Origin of the sequence: Nonomuraea sp. NPDC050536 (assembly GCF_044457685.1) — a bacterium.
In the GTDB taxonomy this organism is placed as follows: domain Bacteria; phylum Actinomycetota; class Actinomycetes; order Streptosporangiales; family Streptosporangiaceae; genus Nonomuraea.
Genome location: NZ_JBITHD010000003.1, coordinates 453,159 through 468,944 on the forward strand (window position 1 = coordinate 453,159; position 15,786 = coordinate 468,944).

17 protein-coding genes are annotated in these 15,786 nt (G+C 71.0%); 13 read left to right on the forward strand and 4 right to left on the reverse strand.

The features are described 5' to 3' along the window. Positions 1-55: 55 nt before the first annotated feature. A complete protein-coding gene (locus tag ACIBHX_RS12110; protein ID WP_397066748.1) occupies positions 56-1,054 on the forward strand; it encodes an aldo/keto reductase family protein in 999 nt (332 codons plus the stop codon). Positions 1,055-1,119: 65 nt separating this feature from the next. On the opposite strand, the gene ACIBHX_RS12115 is transcribed toward ACIBHX_RS12110, so the two are convergent. After that, on the reverse strand, positions 1,120-1,326 hold the full coding sequence (locus ACIBHX_RS12115; RefSeq protein WP_397066749.1) for a hypothetical protein: 207 nt from the start codon (positions 1,324-1,326) through the stop codon (positions 1,120-1,122). 95 nt (positions 1,327-1,421) lie between these two features. Between ACIBHX_RS12115 and ACIBHX_RS12120 the strand changes: the two genes are divergently transcribed. Genes ACIBHX_RS12120 through ACIBHX_RS12135 form a run of 4 tightly spaced genes read left to right on the forward strand, consistent with a single transcriptional unit; the run spans position 1,422 to position 4,445 of the window. After that, positions 1,422-2,081: an SCO2322 family protein gene (locus ACIBHX_RS12120; protein WP_397066751.1), complete on the forward strand. Its 660-nt coding sequence runs from the start codon at positions 1,422-1,424 to the stop codon at positions 2,079-2,081. Beyond that, positions 2,078-2,986, forward strand: coding sequence for a bifunctional adenosylcobinamide kinase/adenosylcobinamide-phosphate guanylyltransferase (locus tag ACIBHX_RS12125; RefSeq protein WP_397066753.1), 909 nt, complete (start codon positions 2,078-2,080; stop codon positions 2,984-2,986). The genes ACIBHX_RS12120 and ACIBHX_RS12125 overlap by 4 nt, the downstream gene beginning before the upstream one ends. A gap of 11 nt (positions 2,987-2,997) precedes the next feature. Then, entirely contained in the window at positions 2,998-3,720 is a 723-nt protein-coding gene (locus tag ACIBHX_RS12130) for an aminoglycoside 3'-phosphotransferase (RefSeq protein ID WP_397066755.1), read from the forward strand. Next, positions 3,717-4,445, forward strand: a complete 729-nt coding sequence (locus ACIBHX_RS12135; RefSeq protein ID WP_397066757.1) for an adenosylcobinamide-GDP ribazoletransferase — start codon at positions 3,717-3,719, stop codon at positions 4,443-4,445. The genes ACIBHX_RS12130 and ACIBHX_RS12135 overlap by 4 nt, the downstream gene beginning before the upstream one ends. On the opposite strand, the gene ACIBHX_RS12140 is transcribed toward ACIBHX_RS12135, so the two are convergent. From ACIBHX_RS12140 to ACIBHX_RS12150, 3 genes are read right to left on the reverse strand one after another with little or no spacing between them, the layout of a single operon-like run. Continuing rightward, positions 4,326-5,300 carry a lysostaphin resistance A-like protein gene (locus tag ACIBHX_RS12140; protein WP_397066758.1) on the reverse strand — a complete coding sequence of 325 codons (975 nt, stop codon included), beginning with the start codon at positions 5,298-5,300 and terminating at the stop codon, positions 4,326-4,328. The two genes, ACIBHX_RS12135 and ACIBHX_RS12140, sit on opposite strands and share 120 nt — an antisense overlap. Further along, the gene (locus ACIBHX_RS12145; protein ID WP_397066760.1) at positions 5,297-6,253 is read right to left on the reverse strand and encodes a hypothetical protein; all 957 of its coding nucleotides are present in this window, start codon (positions 6,251-6,253) and stop codon (positions 5,297-5,299) included. The genes ACIBHX_RS12140 and ACIBHX_RS12145 overlap by 4 nt, the downstream gene beginning before the upstream one ends. Further along, the gene (locus ACIBHX_RS12150) at positions 6,250-6,597 is read right to left on the reverse strand and encodes a GntR family transcriptional regulator (RefSeq protein ID WP_397066762.1); all 348 of its coding nucleotides are present in this window, start codon (positions 6,595-6,597) and stop codon (positions 6,250-6,252) included. Before ACIBHX_RS12150 ends, ACIBHX_RS12145 begins: the two co-directional genes overlap by 4 nt. Before the next feature lie 98 nt (positions 6,598-6,695). On the opposite strand from ACIBHX_RS12150, the gene ACIBHX_RS12155 reads away from it, so the two are divergent. From ACIBHX_RS12155 to lipA, 8 genes are all read left to right on the forward strand, one after another. Then, positions 6,696-8,141: a leucyl aminopeptidase gene (locus ACIBHX_RS12155; protein WP_397066763.1), complete on the forward strand. Its 1,446-nt coding sequence runs from the start codon at positions 6,696-6,698 to the stop codon at positions 8,139-8,141. A 48-nt stretch (positions 8,142-8,189) separates the two neighbouring features. Then, positions 8,190-9,554, forward strand: coding sequence for a dihydrolipoyl dehydrogenase (gene lpdA, locus ACIBHX_RS12160; RefSeq protein ID WP_397066765.1), 1,365 nt, complete (start codon positions 8,190-8,192; stop codon positions 9,552-9,554). A gap of 23 nt (positions 9,555-9,577) precedes the next feature. Then, on the forward strand, positions 9,578-11,029 hold the full coding sequence (gene sucB / locus ACIBHX_RS12165; protein ID WP_397066767.1) for a 2-oxoglutarate dehydrogenase, E2 component, dihydrolipoamide succinyltransferase: 1,452 nt from the start codon (positions 9,578-9,580) through the stop codon (positions 11,027-11,029). A 186-nt stretch (positions 11,030-11,215) separates the two neighbouring features. Then, positions 11,216-12,109: a TIGR01777 family oxidoreductase gene (locus ACIBHX_RS12170; RefSeq protein WP_397066768.1), complete on the forward strand. Its 894-nt coding sequence runs from the start codon at positions 11,216-11,218 to the stop codon at positions 12,107-12,109. Between the two features lie 37 nt (positions 12,110-12,146). Next, positions 12,147-12,884 carry a Type 1 glutamine amidotransferase-like domain-containing protein gene (locus ACIBHX_RS12175; RefSeq protein WP_397066770.1) on the forward strand — a complete coding sequence of 246 codons (738 nt, stop codon included), beginning with the start codon at positions 12,147-12,149 and terminating at the stop codon, positions 12,882-12,884. A 47-nt stretch (positions 12,885-12,931) separates the two neighbouring features. Next, positions 12,932-13,603, forward strand: a complete 672-nt coding sequence (lipB, locus tag ACIBHX_RS12180; RefSeq protein WP_397066772.1) for a lipoyl(octanoyl) transferase LipB — start codon at positions 12,932-12,934, stop codon at positions 13,601-13,603. Positions 13,604-13,615: 12 nt separating this feature from the next. Continuing rightward, on the forward strand, positions 13,616-14,581 hold the full coding sequence (locus ACIBHX_RS12185) for a hypothetical protein (RefSeq protein ID WP_397066774.1): 966 nt from the start codon (positions 13,616-13,618) through the stop codon (positions 14,579-14,581). Between the two features lie 84 nt (positions 14,582-14,665). Further along, the gene (gene lipA / locus ACIBHX_RS12190; protein ID WP_397066776.1) at positions 14,666-15,595 is read left to right on the forward strand and encodes a lipoyl synthase; all 930 of its coding nucleotides are present in this window, start codon (positions 14,666-14,668) and stop codon (positions 15,593-15,595) included. Positions 15,596-15,786 lie beyond the last annotated feature (191 nt).

Genomic DNA, 15,786 nt, shown 5'->3' on the forward strand with positions numbered 1-15,786 from the left:
CGGGCACCCTATCCCGAAACTGGATCAGCCACGGTGACACCCTAAGGTCGGAAGTATGGAATTCCGACACCTCGGCCGCAGCGGTCTCAAGATCAGCGAGATCAGCTACGGCAACTGGATCACCCACGGCTCCCAGGTCGAGGAGGAAGCCGCCAGGCAGTGCGTGCAGGCCGCCCTGGACGAGGGGGTCACCACGTTCGACACCGCGGACGTCTACGCAGGCACGAGGGCCGAAGAGGTGCTCGGCCGGGCGCTGAATGGTGTGCGCAGGGAGTCGCTGGAGATCTTCACCAAGGTCTACTGGCCGACCGGCGCGGGCCAGAACGACCGCGGCCTGTCGCGCAAGCACATCACCGAGGCCATCCACGGCTCGCTGCGCCGCCTGCAGACCGACTATGTGGACCTTTACCAGGCGCACCGCTTCGACTTCGAGACGCCGCTCGAGGAGACGCTCAAGACCTTCGACGACCTGGTGCGCCAGGGCAAGGTCCTTTATGTGGGCGTGAGCGAGTGGTCGGCCGACCAGATCAGCCAGGCGCTGAAGATCGCCGATGAGATGGGCTTCGACCGGATCGTGTCCAACCAGCCGCAGTACTCGATGCTATGGCGGGTCATCGAGACGGAGATCGTGCCGCTGAGCGAGCGCGAGGGCATCGGCCAGATCGTCTGGTCGCCGATCGCGCAGGGTGTACTGACGGGCAAGTACCTGCCCGGCCAGCCGGCGCCGGCCGGCTCGCGCGCCACGGATCCGACCGGCGGCAACTTCATCTCGCGGATGCTGGCCGACGACGTGCTGAGCCGGGTGCAGCAGCTCAAGCCGATCGCCGCCGACCTCGGGCTGAGCATGGCCCAGCTGGCGGTGGCCTGGGTGCTGCAGAACCCGAACGTCTCCAGCGCCATCGTCGGCGCCTCCAGGCCCGAGCAGGTCCGCGACAACGTCAAGGCCGCCGGCGTCAAGCTCGACGACGACGTGCTCAAGCGCATCGACGACGTGCTCGGCCCGGTCGTGGAGCGGAATCCCGGCAAGACCGTGAGCCCGCCCACTCGCCCATGACCGCATAGAAAAAGAAAACCCCTCGAGTCACACAAGTGCTCGAGGGGTTTTCTTTTTATCGGAAATCACTCCGTGCGCAATGACATTCCCGCGTATTCGACGCGGTCCTCCTCGAGCAAGGCGACCTGCTCAACGCCGGATTCGAGCAGCTCACGGTAGTTCTCGCCGAGCCACGACTCGGCGTCGGCCTGGCTCGGGAAAACCTCGCGCGGCAAAGGACGATCCGTTACCTCACCACCATTTGCATTTTCATAACGCCACCGCCATGTCATGCCATACGCTCCCATTTCGCAGAAGTTCCGCGGGTTCGCCGGGCGCACCCTCCGCACGGCATTGGAACCCTACTCCCGAGCTCGGAGGTCGATCGATGCTGCGCGCGTTCGGTGTTGCCCTCATGGCGACCGCGTTCCTCTCCTCCCCTCCCGTGTCACCCGGCAACCCCGTCCCCGGCGGGCCTGACCCCAACGCCGCCCGGGTCTGGAGCGTCTGGCAGAGCGACGGCACGGCCTGGCTGGCCGCCACCCCGGCGGACGTGCCGAAGGACGGTTCGGTGATCGGCTGGCGCTTCTCGGTGTCGGCCGACGGGTCCGCGGCCGAGTCGCCCGGCGGCGACCAGCCGGTGTTCGACAAGGTGTGCGGCAAGCAGGCGGCCGCCTCCGGCCAGAAGCGGGTCGCCGTCCAGGTGGACTTCGGCGACACCGCCTCCGATGCCTATCCCGGCGACACGCCGCCGGCCCAGGGCCTGCTCAAGTGCGTCGGCGGCGCCGAGAACGCCTCCGCCGCCCAGCTGCTCGCGCTGGCCGCCAGCGCCAGGGTGAACCCGCAGGGCGACGTGGTGGCCGTCAACGACTACCCGGCCAAGGAGAAGGGCGGCGCGGCGCCGGCGCCTATGTCCGGCGGTTCACCGGGCGGCGGGCTGCCGCTGACCTGGATCCTGGGCGGCGCGGGCGCGCTGGTGCTGGTCGCCGGTGGCGCGGTGGTGGCCACCCGCCGCCGTGCCAAGGCTCCCGTACGCTCGGGCGGGTGACTGTCCAGCTCATCGGTACGGCGGGCCCGCGCGGGTGGCCGGAGCCCGGCTGCCCGTGCTCCTCGTGCGCCCGCCTCCCCGAAGGCCATCGCCGCCCCTTCGACCTGCGGGTCGACGGCCCGGCCGACGGGCTCCTGGTGTACTCGCCCGGCGAGCCCGTCCCTGAGGGCCGCTGCGAGCTCGTCCTCATCGACCTGCTCGAGGCGCCCGAGCACCTGGGGCTGCTGCGCAGGCGCGGGGTGGTGGACGGGGCGACCCAGGTCGTGGCCGTGGGTCTCGACCACCGGATCCGCTCGGAGGAGGAGCTGGCCAGGCGGCTGGCCTTCTGGGGGGCGGTGGCCGTGCCCGACGGGACGTTCCTTCCCGTCGCGGCCGCTCCTCGTGACGTTCCCTTGCGGACGCTGCTGCTGGGCGGGGCGCGGTCGGGCAAGTCGGCCGAGGCCGAGCTGCGGCTGGCGGCCGAGCCGTACGTCACCTATGTCGCGACGGGCCCGTCGGGGGCGGACGACCCTGATTGGGCGGCGCGGGTGAAGCTGCACCGCGAGCGCAGGCCCGCGCACTGGGACACGCTGGAGACCACCGACCTGGCGGCGGCGATCCGCCGGGCGCGGACGCCGCTGCTGATCGACGGGCTGGGCACGTGGCTGGCCGCGGTGTTCGACGAGCACGGCGCGTGGGACGGCGACCGCGCGCCCGTCGCCCAGCGGTGCGAGGAGCTGGCCCAGGCGTGGCGGCGCGCGCGGCAGCGGATCGTGGCCGTCTCCGACGAAGTGGGGCTGGGCGTGGTGCCCGCCACGGCCAGCGGAAGGGCCTTCAGGGACGCGCTCGGCCGGCTCAACGAGCGCCTGGCGGAGGAGTCGGACGAGGTGACCCTGCTCGTCGCGGGCCGCCCGGTGCCGCTTTAGGATCGGCGACTATGCACCTTCCTGGGGGAATTCTGGATCTGTTCGGCGACGACGCGGTCTGGTCCGACGACCACGAGGGCAGGAGCGGGGTGACGCTCAGGGTCACCAACCCTGGCGGGCGGTTCTTCGTCAAGCAGGGTCCCGCGGCGGTGGCCGAGCACGAGCGGCTGCGCTGGCTGAAGCGGTGGCTCCCGGTGCCGGACGTGGTGGCCTTCGAGGGTGACGCGCTGGTGACCGCCGACGTGGGCTGGAACAGCCTGGAGCGAGCCAAGGCCCCCAACAGGGCCGCGCGGATGGGCGAGGCGCTGCGCAGGCTGCACGGGATCCCGGTGGAGGAGTGCCCGTTCGACGAGCGGCTGGACGTCAAGCTGGCGCACGTGGCCGCCCGCGTCGCCGCAGGGCTGGTCGACACCGGCGACTTCGACGCCGACCACGCCGGGATGACCGCCGAGCAGGTGCTCGACCTGCTGCTGGCCGAGCGGCCCGCCGTCGAGGACCTGGTGGTGACGCACGGCGACTTCACGCCGGGCAACGTGCTGGCGCCGCCGGCCGGCGATCCGGTCCTGATCGACCTGGGCGCGCTCGGCGTGGCCGACCGCCACGTCGACCTGGCCATCGCGCTGCGGGAGCTGACCGAGCCGGGCGAGCGCGAGGAGTTCCTGGCCGCCTACGGGCTCCAGGCCCTCGACGAGCGGCGGCTCGGCTACTACCGCCTGCTCGACGAGCTGCAGTGATCGACGGGCTCCGCTTCGCGGTCGGCACGCTCACCGCTTTTCCCGTCAGGGTGGAGCGGGTCGACCGGCGGGTGGCGGGGCAGGCGATGCTCCTGGCTCCCCTGGTCGGGCTCGCGCTCGGCGGCCTGGCCTGCCTGGCTCTGCTGCTGCCGGGGCCTGAGCTGCTCGGCGCCGCCCTGGCGCTGGCGCTGCTGGCGGCGATGACGCGCGGGCTGCACCTGGACGGGCTCGCCGACCTGGCCGACGGGCTCGGCAGCGGCAGGCCCGCCGCGCAGGCGCTGGACATCATGAAGAAGTCGGACATCGGGCCGTTCGGCGTGATGACGCTGGTGCTGACCCTGCTCGTCCAAGCGGCCGCCCTCACGCGGGCGGGTCCCGCCGGCCTCATCGCCGCCTGCGTCACCGGCCGCCTCGCGCTGGCCTGGGCCTGCCGGGCGGGCGTTCCCGCCGCCCGGCCCGGCGGCCTGGGCGCGATGGTCTCGGGCACCGTACGGCCGGCCGCGGCGTGGGCCGTGACCGCGGCCACCGTCCTGGTCGCCGCGGTCGCCGGGCTCGCCCTCGGTCAGCCCGTCATCCCTGTGGGTGTGGCCGCCGGGCTCGGCGCGTCACTGGTGCTGCTCCGGCATGCCGGGCGCAGGCTCGGCGGTGTGACCGGCGACGTGCTCGGCGCCCTGGTCGAGGTCGCGACGGCCGGCTGCCTGGTGGTCTGCGCCGCCTTCCGCTGAGGCCTGCCGTACGGGCAGGAATTTGTACAGGGCGAGCGCGGTCAGGCCCATGACCACCCAGCCCACCGCGCCCGTGATGCCGGCCAGCGCCGGGTCGGGCCGCTTGGCGGCGAACAGGAAGAGGAGCGAGGCGGTCCCGTTCAGCGTGCCGTGGGCGATCACCGGCGGCCACACGCTGCCCGTGCGCAGCCGCAGCCACCCGAAGATCAAGCCGATGAACACGCACGTCACCACGAAGTAGGCCGCGGCCCACGGCCCGAGGCCGGGATAGTTGTAGCCGAGCAGGGTCAGCGGCGCGTGCCACAGCCCCCAGATGACGCCGCTGAGCACCAGCCCCTGGCCGAGCCCGCGCGAGCGCACCAGCGTGGGCAGCAGCCACCCGCGCCAGCCCCACTCCTCTCCCAGCGAGGGCAGGGCGTTGATCACCGGAGCGATCAGGATCCCCACCACGACCTGGATCGCCACGATCGCGCCCACATTGGCGGGCACGGGTACGCCCTGCGCGCCGAGCACTGCGCGGAAGGTGGCGAAGTCGTGCAGGTCGAGCGTGAGCAGGCCGACGGCGGCGCTCAGCGCGCCCGCCACCAGGACGAGCAGGACCGTGCTCAGCCAGGCGCCGAGGCCGACCAGGACGGTCCTGCCGGGACGCGGGCCCAGCGTGAGCCCGGTCTCGCGGGCCCACTGCCGGAACGGGGTGCGGCTGCGCAGCCACACGGCCAGCACGCCCAGCGAGGGCGTGAACATCATCACGGTGGCCAGGACGCGGAAGTACGGCGAGGCCAGCCCACCGCCCAGCCACAGCGGTAACGCCACCAGCCAGGACAGCACGAACGCCACAGGCAGGAAGATCTTCACGCTCTCTCCTCGATCAAGGCGTTGACAAGGGATGCGCCCCGTTCGGCGTCGTCGACGCTGATCAGCAGCTGGCCGCCGGAGCGGTAGCGCAGGATCAGGCAGTCGCCGCCGCGGAGCATGATGGCCGCCATGCCCGGCAGGCCGCGCAGACCCCAGCCGCCGACCTGGCTCGGGTAGCGCACCTCGGCCCAGGCGCGGTCGATCTTCGACAGGCGGATGCGCCGCACCGGCCAGCCGAACGGCCCGAAACCGATGGCCAGCCCGTCCTGCGTCACCCGGACCGTGGCCGAGGAGGTGGCCAGGCCGGCGACCAGCACGATCGCCATACCGGGCAGGATCCGCCCGGCGTCCTCCCGCGCTATCACGCCGAGGAGGATCAGCCCGCCCGTCACCACCAGCGCGGCACCCGCCGCGGCGGCCATGGCCATCAGCCACGGGTTGACCACCCGGCTGACCCAGACCGAGCGCTGGCCGGGACTCAGCCGCAGCCGCGGCACGCCCTCGCCGGCAGGTGACGGCTGGTCGGGCGCTCCCCTGCCGGCGTACCCGGCCAGCACGCCGATCCCAACGGACGCCACCAGGGCGATCGTCATCCAGTCCGGCAGCACGGCCTCCTGCCAGGAGGACCTGTCGAGGTTGGCGTAGAGGGTCGACAGCTCCATGCCGGTCACGAAGACGGCACCGCCGATCAGGAAGCCCCACCAGTACATGCGGCTGAGGCGGCGCTGGAACATCCGCCCCTGCACGGCGATGCCGGTCATGATCGCCCACGGCACCGCCCAGGTGAGGACGCTCGTGATCAGGAAGCTCGTGAAGGAGCTGGCCGAGTCTGGGCCGTTGGACCAGTGGGTGGCCAGCGGCTCGGGCAGCCGGTCGCGCACCGACAGGGGGACCACGATCAGCACCGCGGTGACGATCAACCCCCATCCGATGGCGAGAAAGCGGGGGTTCATGACAGGTCCTCCAGGATCGTGATGAGGTCTTCGCGGCGGTAGCCGTGCCTCTTCGCCTCGTCGAGCAGCTCGCGGGCGCTCTGGACCAGCTGCGCGCGGGCGTCGGCGCCGCCCGCCACGCTGACGCCTCTGCCGCGCCGGAACTCCAGCAGCCCCTCGTCGCGCAGGTCGCGCAGGGCTCGCAGCACGGTGTTGGCGTTGATGCCCAGGGCCTCGGCCAGGTCCTTGGCGGGCGGCAGGCGGTCGCCCGGCCCGTAGGAGCCCTCACCGATCGCGCGGCGGATCGCGGCGGCCACCTGTTCGTGCAGCGGCCGCGAGTCGTTCATGTCCAGTGTCAACAGCATGGTGCTAATGAAGCTAGCACTATTCTGTTCGCTGTGTCGAATGGTGGGATGAACCCCTGATTGTGAGTAGCCATAAACCCTGGATAGCATCGGTTTACGTGACCACCGTGCGGCTGAACTCAGCAGATTCCGTCTCATTCGACACCGACGCACTGATCGTCGGATTCCGGTCCGGCCCCGATGGGCCCCGCCCCGTCGCCGACGGCCTGGAGGCCGCCTTCGACGGGAAGCTGGCCGCCTCGCTTGCGGCCGTCGCCTTCTCCGGCAAGCCCGGCGAGATCGCCAAGATCCCGACCTTCGGCGCGATCACCGCGCCGCTGCTGGTCGCCGTCGGCGTGGGCGAGAGCCTCGAGGACCTGCGCCGCGCCGCCGGCGCCGCTGTCCGCTCGCTGGCCGGTACGGCTCGCGCCGCCCTGGCGCTGGACGGCGACGCCGAGGCGGTGGCGCTGGGCGCGCTGCTGGGCGCCTACGGGTTCGACCGCTACCGCACTGGCGAGCCTCCCAAGGCCCCGGTCGGGGAGCTCACGGTCCTGACCGATGCCGACCAGGCGGTCGCCGAGCGGGCCACCGTACTGGCCGACTCGGTGAAGCTGGTGCGCGACCTGGTCAACACCCCGCCGTCGGACCTGTGGCCGGCGCGCTTCGCCGAGATCGCCGAGCAGACCGCCGCTCCGCTGGGCATCGCCGTGGAGGTCCTCGACGAGAAGCAGCTCAAGGACGCCGGTTACGGCGGACTCATCGGCGTCGGCCAGGGCTCGGTCAACCCGCCGCGCCTGGTCCGCCTGGCCTACAGCCACCCCGAGGCCGCCAAGACGCTGGCGTTCGTGGGCAAGGGCATCACCTTCGACTCCGGCGGCCTGTCGCTGAAGCCGACCTCGTCCATGGACTGGATGAAGTCCGACATGGGAGGCGCGGGCGCCGTCTTCGGCGCGCTGGTCGGCATCGCCAAGCTGGGCCTGGCGGTGAACGTGGTCGGCTACCTCTGCCTGGCCGAGAACCTGCCCTCCGGCACCGCGCAGCGGCCCTCCGACGTGCTCCACAGCTACAGCGGCAAGACGGTCGAGGTGCTCGACACCGACGCCGAGGGCCGCCTGGTCCTCATGGACGGCATCGCCCGCGCCGCCGAGGACGGCCCCGACCTGATCGTCGACGTCGCCACGCTGACCGGCGCCCAGATCGTCGCGCTCGGCTGGCGTACGGCCGGCGTCATGGCCAACGACGACGAGGTGCGCGAGCAGGTCGTCGAGGCCGCCGGCGCCGTGGGCGAGGCCGCCTGGGGCATGCCGCTGCCCGACGAGCTGCGCAAGGGCCTCGACTCCCCGGTCGCCGACATCGCCAACCTCCACCCCGAGCGCTGGGGCGGCATGCTCACCGCGGCCATCTTCCTGAAGGAGTTCGTGCCCGACGGAGTGCGCTGGGCGCACATCGACATGGCCGGGCCCGCCTTCAACAAGGGCGAGCCGCACGGCTACACCCCCAAGGGCGGCACCGGCGCCATCACCCGCACCCTCATCGGACTGGCCGAGCGGCACGCGTCCGCATGAAACAAATGAAAAGATGACGGCATCACGAACCCGACAAGGAGCCTTCCTGTGGCCTACGACATCGTCGTCCTAGGTGGCGGCAGCGGCGGATACGCGTGCGCGCTGCGGGCGGCCGAGCTGGGCAAGTCCGTCGCGCTGATCGAGAAGGACAAGATCGGCGGCACCTGCCTCCACCGGGGATGCATCCCCACCAAGGCCCTCCTGCACTCGGCCGAGGTCGCCGACGAGACCCGCGAGAGCGAGTCCTTCGGCGTCAAGGCCCGCTTCGAGGGCATCGACGTCCCTGGCGTCCACTCGTTCAAGGACAAGATCGTCACCCGTGCCTGGAAGGGCGTGCAGGGCCTGCTGAAGTCGGCCGGCGTGACCATCGTGGAGGGTGAGGGCCGCCTGGTCGGTCCGCGGCAGGTCCAGGTGGGCTCCGAGGTCGTCGAGGGCACGAACCTGGTGCTGGCCACGGGCTCGGCGCCCAAGTCCCTGCCCGGGTTGGACATCGACGGCGAGCGGATCATCACCAGCGAGCACACGCTGGTGATGGACCGCGTGCCCACCTCGGTCATCGTGCTCGGCGGCGGCGTCATCGGCGTCGAGCTGGCCAGCGTCTACCGCTCCTTCGGCGCCGAGGTGACCATCGTCGAGGCGCTGCCGCACCTGCTGCCGACCGAGGAGGAGTCCAGCTCCAAGCTGCTCGAGCGGGCCTTCCGCCGCCGCGGCATCAAGTACGAGCTGGGCGTCTTCTTCGACAGCGCCAAGACCACCGACACCGGCGTGGTCGTCACCCTGGCCAACGGCAAGACCCTCGACGCCGAGATCCTGCTCGTGGCCGTCGGCCGCGGCGCCGTCTCCGCCGGGATGGGCTTCGAGGAGCAGGGCATCGCCGTCGAGCGCGGCACCGTCAACGTCGACGAGCACTGCCAGACCTCCGTGCCCGGGGTCTACGCCATCGGCGACCTGATCAACACCCTGCAGCTGGCGCACGCCGGCTTCGCCGAGGGGATCATGGTGGCCGAGCACATCGCCGGGCTCAACCCGCCGCCCATCGACTACCTGGGCGTGCCCCGGATCACCTACTCCGACCCCGAGGTGGCCTCGGTCGGCCTGACCTCGGCCCAGGCCGCCGAGCGCGGCATCGAGATCGTGGAGCAGGTCTACGACCTCGCGGGCAACCCCAAGAGCCAGATTCTCGGCACCGCCGGCGCCGTCAAGGTCCTCGCCAGGAAGGACGGGCCCGTCGTGGGCGTTCACATGGTCGGGCGGCGCATCGGCGAGCTCGTCACCGAGGGCCAGCTGATCTACAACTGGGAGGCGCTGCCCGCAGAGGTCGCCCAGCTGATCCACGCTCACCCGACTCAGTCAGAAGCCATGGGCGAGGCCATGCTGGCGCTGGCCGGCAAGCCCCTGCACGTGCACAACTAAGAATCTCGAGGAAGACATAACCCATGCCGGTCTCCGTACAGATGCCCCAGCTCGGCGAGAGCGTGACTGAGGGCACCGTCACCCGTTGGCTGAAGAAGGAGGGCGAGCGCGTCGAGGCGGACGAGCCGCTCCTCGAAGTGTCGACCGACAAGGTCGACACCGAGATCCCGTCGCCGGCCGCGGGCGTCATCACCAAGATCGTCGTGGCTGAGGACGAGACCGTCGAGGTCGGCGCGGAGCTGGCCGTCATCGACGAGAACGGCCAGGCGGGCGCCACCGCCCCGGCCGCCGAGCCCGCCGCCGCCCCGGCCCCTGCGCCCGCGCCGGAGCCTGAGCCCGCCGCGCCCGTTTCTTCGATCCCGCAGCCCGCACCGGCCGCCGCCCCGGCGCCCGCACCGGCTCCGGCTCAGGCCGCTCCGGCGCCCGCCTCGGCTCCGGCTGCTCCCGCGCCCGCTCCGGCTCAGGCCGCGCCCGCGCCGCTGCCGTCCGCGGGCGAGAGCCCGTACGTGACGCCGCTGGTGCGCAAGCTCGCCGCCGAGCACAGCGTCGACCTGGACGCGATCACGGGCACCGGCGTCGGCGGGCGTATCCGCAAGCAGGACGTCCTCGAGGCCGCCAAGGCCCAGCGTGAGCAGGCCGCCACGGCCGCTCCCGCCCCGGCCGCCGCGGCCCCGGCTCCCGCCGCCGCCCCGGCCGCCGCCGCTCAGGCTCCGGTCGCCACGGCTCCCGAGCCGGTCGAGGTGGACACCACGCTGCGCGGCCGTACCGAGAAGATGACGCGGCTGCGTCAGACGATCGCCAAGCGGATGGTCGAGTCGCTGCAGACCGCGGCGCAGCTCACCACCGTGATCGAGGTCGACGTCACGAAGATCGCCCGGCTGCGCGCGAAGGCCAAGGACGACTTCCAGCGCCGCGAGGGCGTGAAGCTGACCTTCACCCCGTTCTTCGCGATGGCCACGGTCGAGGCGCTCAAGCAGCACCCGAAGCTGAACGCCACGATCAACAACGAGACCAACGAGGTGACCTACTTCGACGTCGAGAACCTCGGCGTCGCGGTCGACACCGAGCGCGGTCTCCTGGCGGCCGTCGTCAAGAACGCCGGCGACCTCAACCTGGCCGGCCTCGCCCGTAAGGTCACCGACCTCGCCGAGCGCACCCGCAACAACCAGGTGACGCCCGACGAGATCACCGGCGGCACGTTCACGCTCACCAACACGGGCAGCCGCGGCGCGCTCTTCGACACCCCGATCCTCAACCAGCCGCAGGTCGGCATGCTCGGCACGGGCGCGGTCGTCAAGCGTCCCGTCGTGGTCGACACGCCTGAGGGCGAGGTCATCGCGGTCCGGTCGATGGTGTACCTGGCGCTGACGTACGACCACCGCCTCGTCGACGGTGCGGACGCGGCGCGCTTCCTGGTCACCATCAAGAAGCGTCTCGAGGAGGGCCGCTTCGAGGCCCAGCTCGGCCTCGCATAACCCTCTTCCGAGCGGGCCGGGGCACTTTCCGCCCCGGCCCGCTCGCTTTTCCTGTACGGCACGCCTTCCCGCCCCCACACCTCACACCGGGTGTGTGGGGCTTTCGTGTCTGGGGTGGGGATTGGCCTGGTGGGGTGGGGGTGGCGTGGCTGCGGGTGGGGGTGGGTGGGCGCGTAGGGTGGAGGTATGACGATCATCGTGACCGGGGCGTCCGGGCTGCTGGGGAGCGCGCTGGTCCGGGCGTTGCGGCAGGACGGCCAGGAGGTCGTGCGACTGGTACGGCGGGCCGCACGGGCCGACGACGAGGCATCGTGGGACCCCGGCACAGGCGTGATCGACGAGGCCTCCCTGGAGGGCGCGACCGCCGTGGTCCACCTGGCCGGAGCGCCGGTGGCCGACAAGCGGTGGAACACCGCCTACAAGCGGACCCTGGTCGAGAGCCGGGTGGCGAGCACCAAGGCGCTGGTCGAGGCCCTCAAGAGGCTCCAGACACCGCCCGAGGTGCTCGTGTCGGCCTCCGGCGTCGACTTCTACGGCGACACCGGCGACGACGTCATCGACGAGGACGCCCCGCGGGGCGAGGGGTTCCTGGCCCAGCTGTGCGAGCAGTGGGAGAGCGAGGCGCGCGGGGCCGAGGAGGCGGGCATCAGGACGGTGCAGCTGCGGACCACACTGGCGCTCAGCGGACGGGGTGGGGCGCTGCGCAGAATGCTGCCCATCTTCAAGGTGGGCATGGGCGCCCCCCTGGGAAGCGGCAAACAATTCTGGTCCTGGATCACGGAGGACGACTGGACCGCCGCCACCCTACATATCCTGAAAAATCGGGAAATAGGAGGGCCGGTTAATATGGCCTCCCCCACCCCGGTCACGAATGCGGAGTTCACCAGAACTCTGGGAAAAGCCCTGCACAGGGGTACGATGCCCATTCCCGCGCCCGCCTTCGCACTGGAGCTCGGACTCGGGGAGTTTGCCAGAGTCGGCTTGCTGTCAAGCCACCGCATTCTGCCCAAGAAGCTGGTGGACAACGGCTATCGCTTCATGCATACACGCCTCGACGAGGCGCTGCGCGCCGTACTGTAGTGTGCCGTTCGTCCAACAGCACGTGGGGAATACGAAAATGACCAGATCAGGGCAGTCTCACATTCTCGCCATCGGCGGTGGATCGTTCCGCCAGACCAAGCGCCACGGCTTCCTCGAGGCCGGCCCGCTGCTGCGCTACGCCCTGGATCTGACCGGTCAGGACCGTCCCAAGCTGGGCCTGCTCGCCACGGCGACGGGCGACGACTCCGACTGGCTGCTGACGATGTACGGCGCTTTCGCCGGGTGGGACGTGGAGCTGAGCCACCTGACGGTGTTCCCCATGCCCAACGTCGACGATCCGCGCGCCTGGGTGCTCGACCAGGACATGATCTACGTCAGCGGCGGCAGCGTGGCCAACCTGATGGCGCTGTGGCGGCTGCACGGCCTCGACGAGGCGATGGAGGAGGCCTGGCGGGCCGGCGTCGTACTGTCCGGCCAGAGCGCGGGCGCGCTGTGCTGGCACGTCGGCGGCAACACCGACTCCTTCGGCCCCGAGCTGCGGGTCTGGGCTGACGGCCTGGCGCTGCTGCCCTACAGCTGCGGCGTGCACTACAACTCCGAGCCGCAGCGCCGCCAGATGCTGCAGGCGTCGGTGGCCAGCGGCGAGCTGCCCGACGGCTACGCCGCCGACGAGGGCGTCGGGCTGCACTACGTGGGCACCGAGTTCATCCAGGCGGTGACGGTCGACCCCGGCGGCTACGCCTACCGGGTCGAGCACGACGGCGCCGACGGCGTCAAGGAGTTCAGGATCGAACCTCGGCTGCTGACGTCCTGAATTACCCTTGATGGGTGAGGGAACGGCACAATGGCACCATGCGCCCCATGCACGACGGACTCGCCGTCGTCAGGCTCGGTGTCGACGTCCCCTACGAGCAGGCCTGGGAGCTCCAGCGCTGGGTGCACGGCAAGCGGGTCGCCGACGAGCTGCCCGACACCGTCCTGATCCTCGAGCACGCACCCGTCTACACGGCGGGCAAGCGGACCGCGCCGCACGAGCGTCCCGCCGACGGCACGCCGGTGATCGACGTCGATCGCGGCGGTCGTATCACCTGGCACGGTCCCGGCCAGCTGGTCGGCTACCCCATCATCAGGATCGACGACCCCACGGCGTACGTGCGCCGGCTGGAGGACGCGATGATCCAGGTGTGCTCCGACTTCGGGGTGACAGCACGCCGCTCCCCCAGGCACGGCGGCGTGTGGGCGGCCGGTGACACCACGCTCGGGCTGCCCGACCGGCAACTCGGCGCGGTCGGCATCCGCGTGCAGCGCGGCGTCACCATGCACGGCTTCTCACTGAACTGCGCCAACGACCCGCGCTGGTTCAACAGGATCGTGCCGTGCGGCATCCCCGGCGTGGGCGTCTCGTCGCTGTCGGCGGAGACGGGCAGGCGCATCGTGGCCGATGAGGTCATGCCGATCATGGAGAAGCGGCTGGCCGAATGGCTGGGCATGGAGGCCTACGAACTGCACGAGGAAGATCTGCTCCGCCGATAGTACGATCGGCCGATGAAGAGCCACTTAGCCCTCGCGCTCTCGCTGGCCGTCCACCTGCTCACGCTGGCGTTCGTGCTGCTCGGCGGCTGGACGATCGCCGCGCACGCGTCCTCCTTCCCCGCCTGGCTCATCGGCGGCTTCCTCATCGCGGTCGGCTGGCTCCTGCGGCCGCGCCTGGGCAGCCTCCCCGCCGACGCCGAGGTGCTCGACCGCTCCTCCGCCGCCGAGCTGTACGGCACGGCCGGCCGGGTGGCCGACCGGATCGGAGCCGGCCGGCCCGCCAGGATCGCGGTGCGCGATCTGGCCACCGACGTCCGCTACGAGCGGATGGGCCCGCTGCGCACGCCGACGCTGGTGATCGGGCTGCCCCTGTGGCTGGCGCTGACACCCAAGCAGCGGGTGACGCTGCTGGCCAAGGCGTACGCGGACGTGCCGACCGCCAAGGAGCGCACGGTGGAGACCGCGCTGGCCACGCTGGGCGAGTGGCGCAAGGCGCTGCTGGGCGCCGAGCCGCTGAGCGTGCGCGAGGAGGCGCAGGTGAAGATCGCCGAGGCGTCGCTGGGCATCGCCGCCTCCCCCGGTGGCTACGAGGCCACCGGATTCCTCGGCCGGATCGTCGGGCGGGTGTTCGGCGGGCCGGTGCTGCTGGTGGAGTTCGCGCTCAGCCGCCTGGCCCGCGCGGGCGAGAGCCGTACCGCGGAAAGGAAGCGGGTGCGGGCGCTGCGCGTGGTGAGCGAGCGCGAGCTGGACGACCTGGACAGGGTGATGGCCACCGGCGGCTACCTGGCCCCGATCCAGGCCGCGGCGCTGCGCGGCGAGAGCGTCGAGCAGATCAGGCAGGGCGCTTTGGAGCGCTCGTCGGTGCTCACGGCGGGCGGCGACGGCGAGCTGCTCGCACTGGCCGAGTCGGACCGCATCGACGACGAGCTGCTGCGCCACTACACCAGGGCCATCCGGGGCTTCGGCCTGATTTCTTAACACGTAAGCTGTCACTGTGAGCGAGCGTAGCGAGCGAACCATCAAATACAGCACCTTGGTCGCGAGACCGACGAAGGAGGTCTCGTGACCGTAGCTCCTGAAGGCAGGAAGCTCCTCCGCCTGGAGGTGCGCAATGCCGAGACCCCTATCGAGCGCAAGCCCCCGTGGATCAAGACCAAGCTGAGGACGGGCCCCGAGTACACCGAGCTGAAATCGCTCGTGCGCCGGGAGGGCCTGCACACGGTCTGTGAAGAGGCGGGCTGTCCCAATATCTACGAGTGCTGGGAAGACCGCGAGGCGACCTTCCTCATCGGCGGTGACCAGTGCACCCGCCGGTGTGACTTCTGCCAGATCGACACCGGCAAGCCCAAGGAGTACGACAAGGACGAGCCGCGCCGCGTGGCGGAGTCGGTCCAGCAGATGGGACTGAAGTACGCCACCGTGACCGGTGTCGCCCGCGACGACCTGCCCGACGGCGGCGCCTGGCTCTACGCCGAGACCGCCAGGCAGATCCACGCGCTGCTGCCCGGCTGCGGCGTCGAGCTGCTGGTGCCCGACTTCAACGGCGACCGCGAGCAGCTGGCGGAGGTCTTCTCCAGCAAGCCCGAGGTGTTCGCGCACAACATCGAGACCGTGCCGCGCATCTTCAAGCGCATCCGCCCGGCCTTCCGCTACGAGCGTTCCCTGAAGGTGATCACGATGGCCCGCGAGGCCGGGCTGGTCACCAAGTCCAACCTGATCCTGGGGATGGGCGAGGAGCGCGAGGAGATCGTCCAGGCGATGCGCGACCTGCACGAGGCGGGCACCGACCTGCTGACCATCACCCAGTATCTGCGTCCCACCCCCCGCCACCACCCGGTCGAGCGCTGGGTCAAGCCGGAGGAGTTCGTGGAGCTGCAGGCCGAGGCCGAGGCGATCGGCTTCGCCGGCGTCATGTCCGGGCCGCTGGTCCGCTCGTCCTACCGGGCGGGCCGCCTGTACCAGCAGGCGATCGAGGCGCGTCAGACCGCCTAGCCACACCTCACCGAGGCCGCATTCCCCCAGGGAATGCGGCCTTTTTGCTGTTCAGCAAGGAAAGAGGTTGGTAACACAAAGATAACAAACCTATCGATCACTCAGTATTCGGGTTAACACTGTGCGTGTGGACTTCGATGACCTGATCAACAAGCTGGACCTGCCCACCAAGATCCGCCTGCTCACCGGCG

What these genes read in the sequence shown, in the direction of transcription:
- ACIBHX_RS12110 (WP_397066748.1), top strand. Translation starts at nt 56, where the DNA reads ATGGAATTCCGACACCTCGGCCGCAGCGGTCTCAAGATCAGCGAGATC.
- ACIBHX_RS12115 (WP_397066749.1), bottom strand. Translation starts at nt 1,326, where the DNA reads ATGACATGGCGGTGGCGTTATGAAAATGCAAATGGTGGTGAGGTAACG.
- ACIBHX_RS12120 (WP_397066751.1), top strand. Translation starts at nt 1,422, where the DNA reads ATGCTGCGCGCGTTCGGTGTTGCCCTCATGGCGACCGCGTTCCTCTCC.
- ACIBHX_RS12130 (WP_397066755.1), top strand. Translation starts at nt 2,998, where the DNA reads ATGCACCTTCCTGGGGGAATTCTGGATCTGTTCGGCGACGACGCGGTC.
- ACIBHX_RS12145 (WP_397066760.1), bottom strand. Translation starts at nt 6,253, where the DNA reads ATGAACCCCCGCTTTCTCGCCATCGGATGGGGGTTGATCGTCACCGCG.
- ACIBHX_RS12150 (WP_397066762.1), bottom strand. Translation starts at nt 6,597, where the DNA reads ATGCTGTTGACACTGGACATGAACGACTCGCGGCCGCTGCACGAACAG.
- sucB (WP_397066767.1), top strand. Translation starts at nt 9,578, where the DNA reads ATGCCGGTCTCCGTACAGATGCCCCAGCTCGGCGAGAGCGTGACTGAG.
- ACIBHX_RS12170 (WP_397066768.1), top strand. Translation starts at nt 11,216, where the DNA reads ATGACGATCATCGTGACCGGGGCGTCCGGGCTGCTGGGGAGCGCGCTG.
- ACIBHX_RS12175 (WP_397066770.1), top strand. Translation starts at nt 12,147, where the DNA reads ATGACCAGATCAGGGCAGTCTCACATTCTCGCCATCGGCGGTGGATCG.
- lipB (WP_397066772.1), top strand. Translation starts at nt 12,932, where the DNA reads ATGCACGACGGACTCGCCGTCGTCAGGCTCGGTGTCGACGTCCCCTAC.
- ACIBHX_RS12185 (WP_397066774.1), top strand. Translation starts at nt 13,616, where the DNA reads ATGAAGAGCCACTTAGCCCTCGCGCTCTCGCTGGCCGTCCACCTGCTC.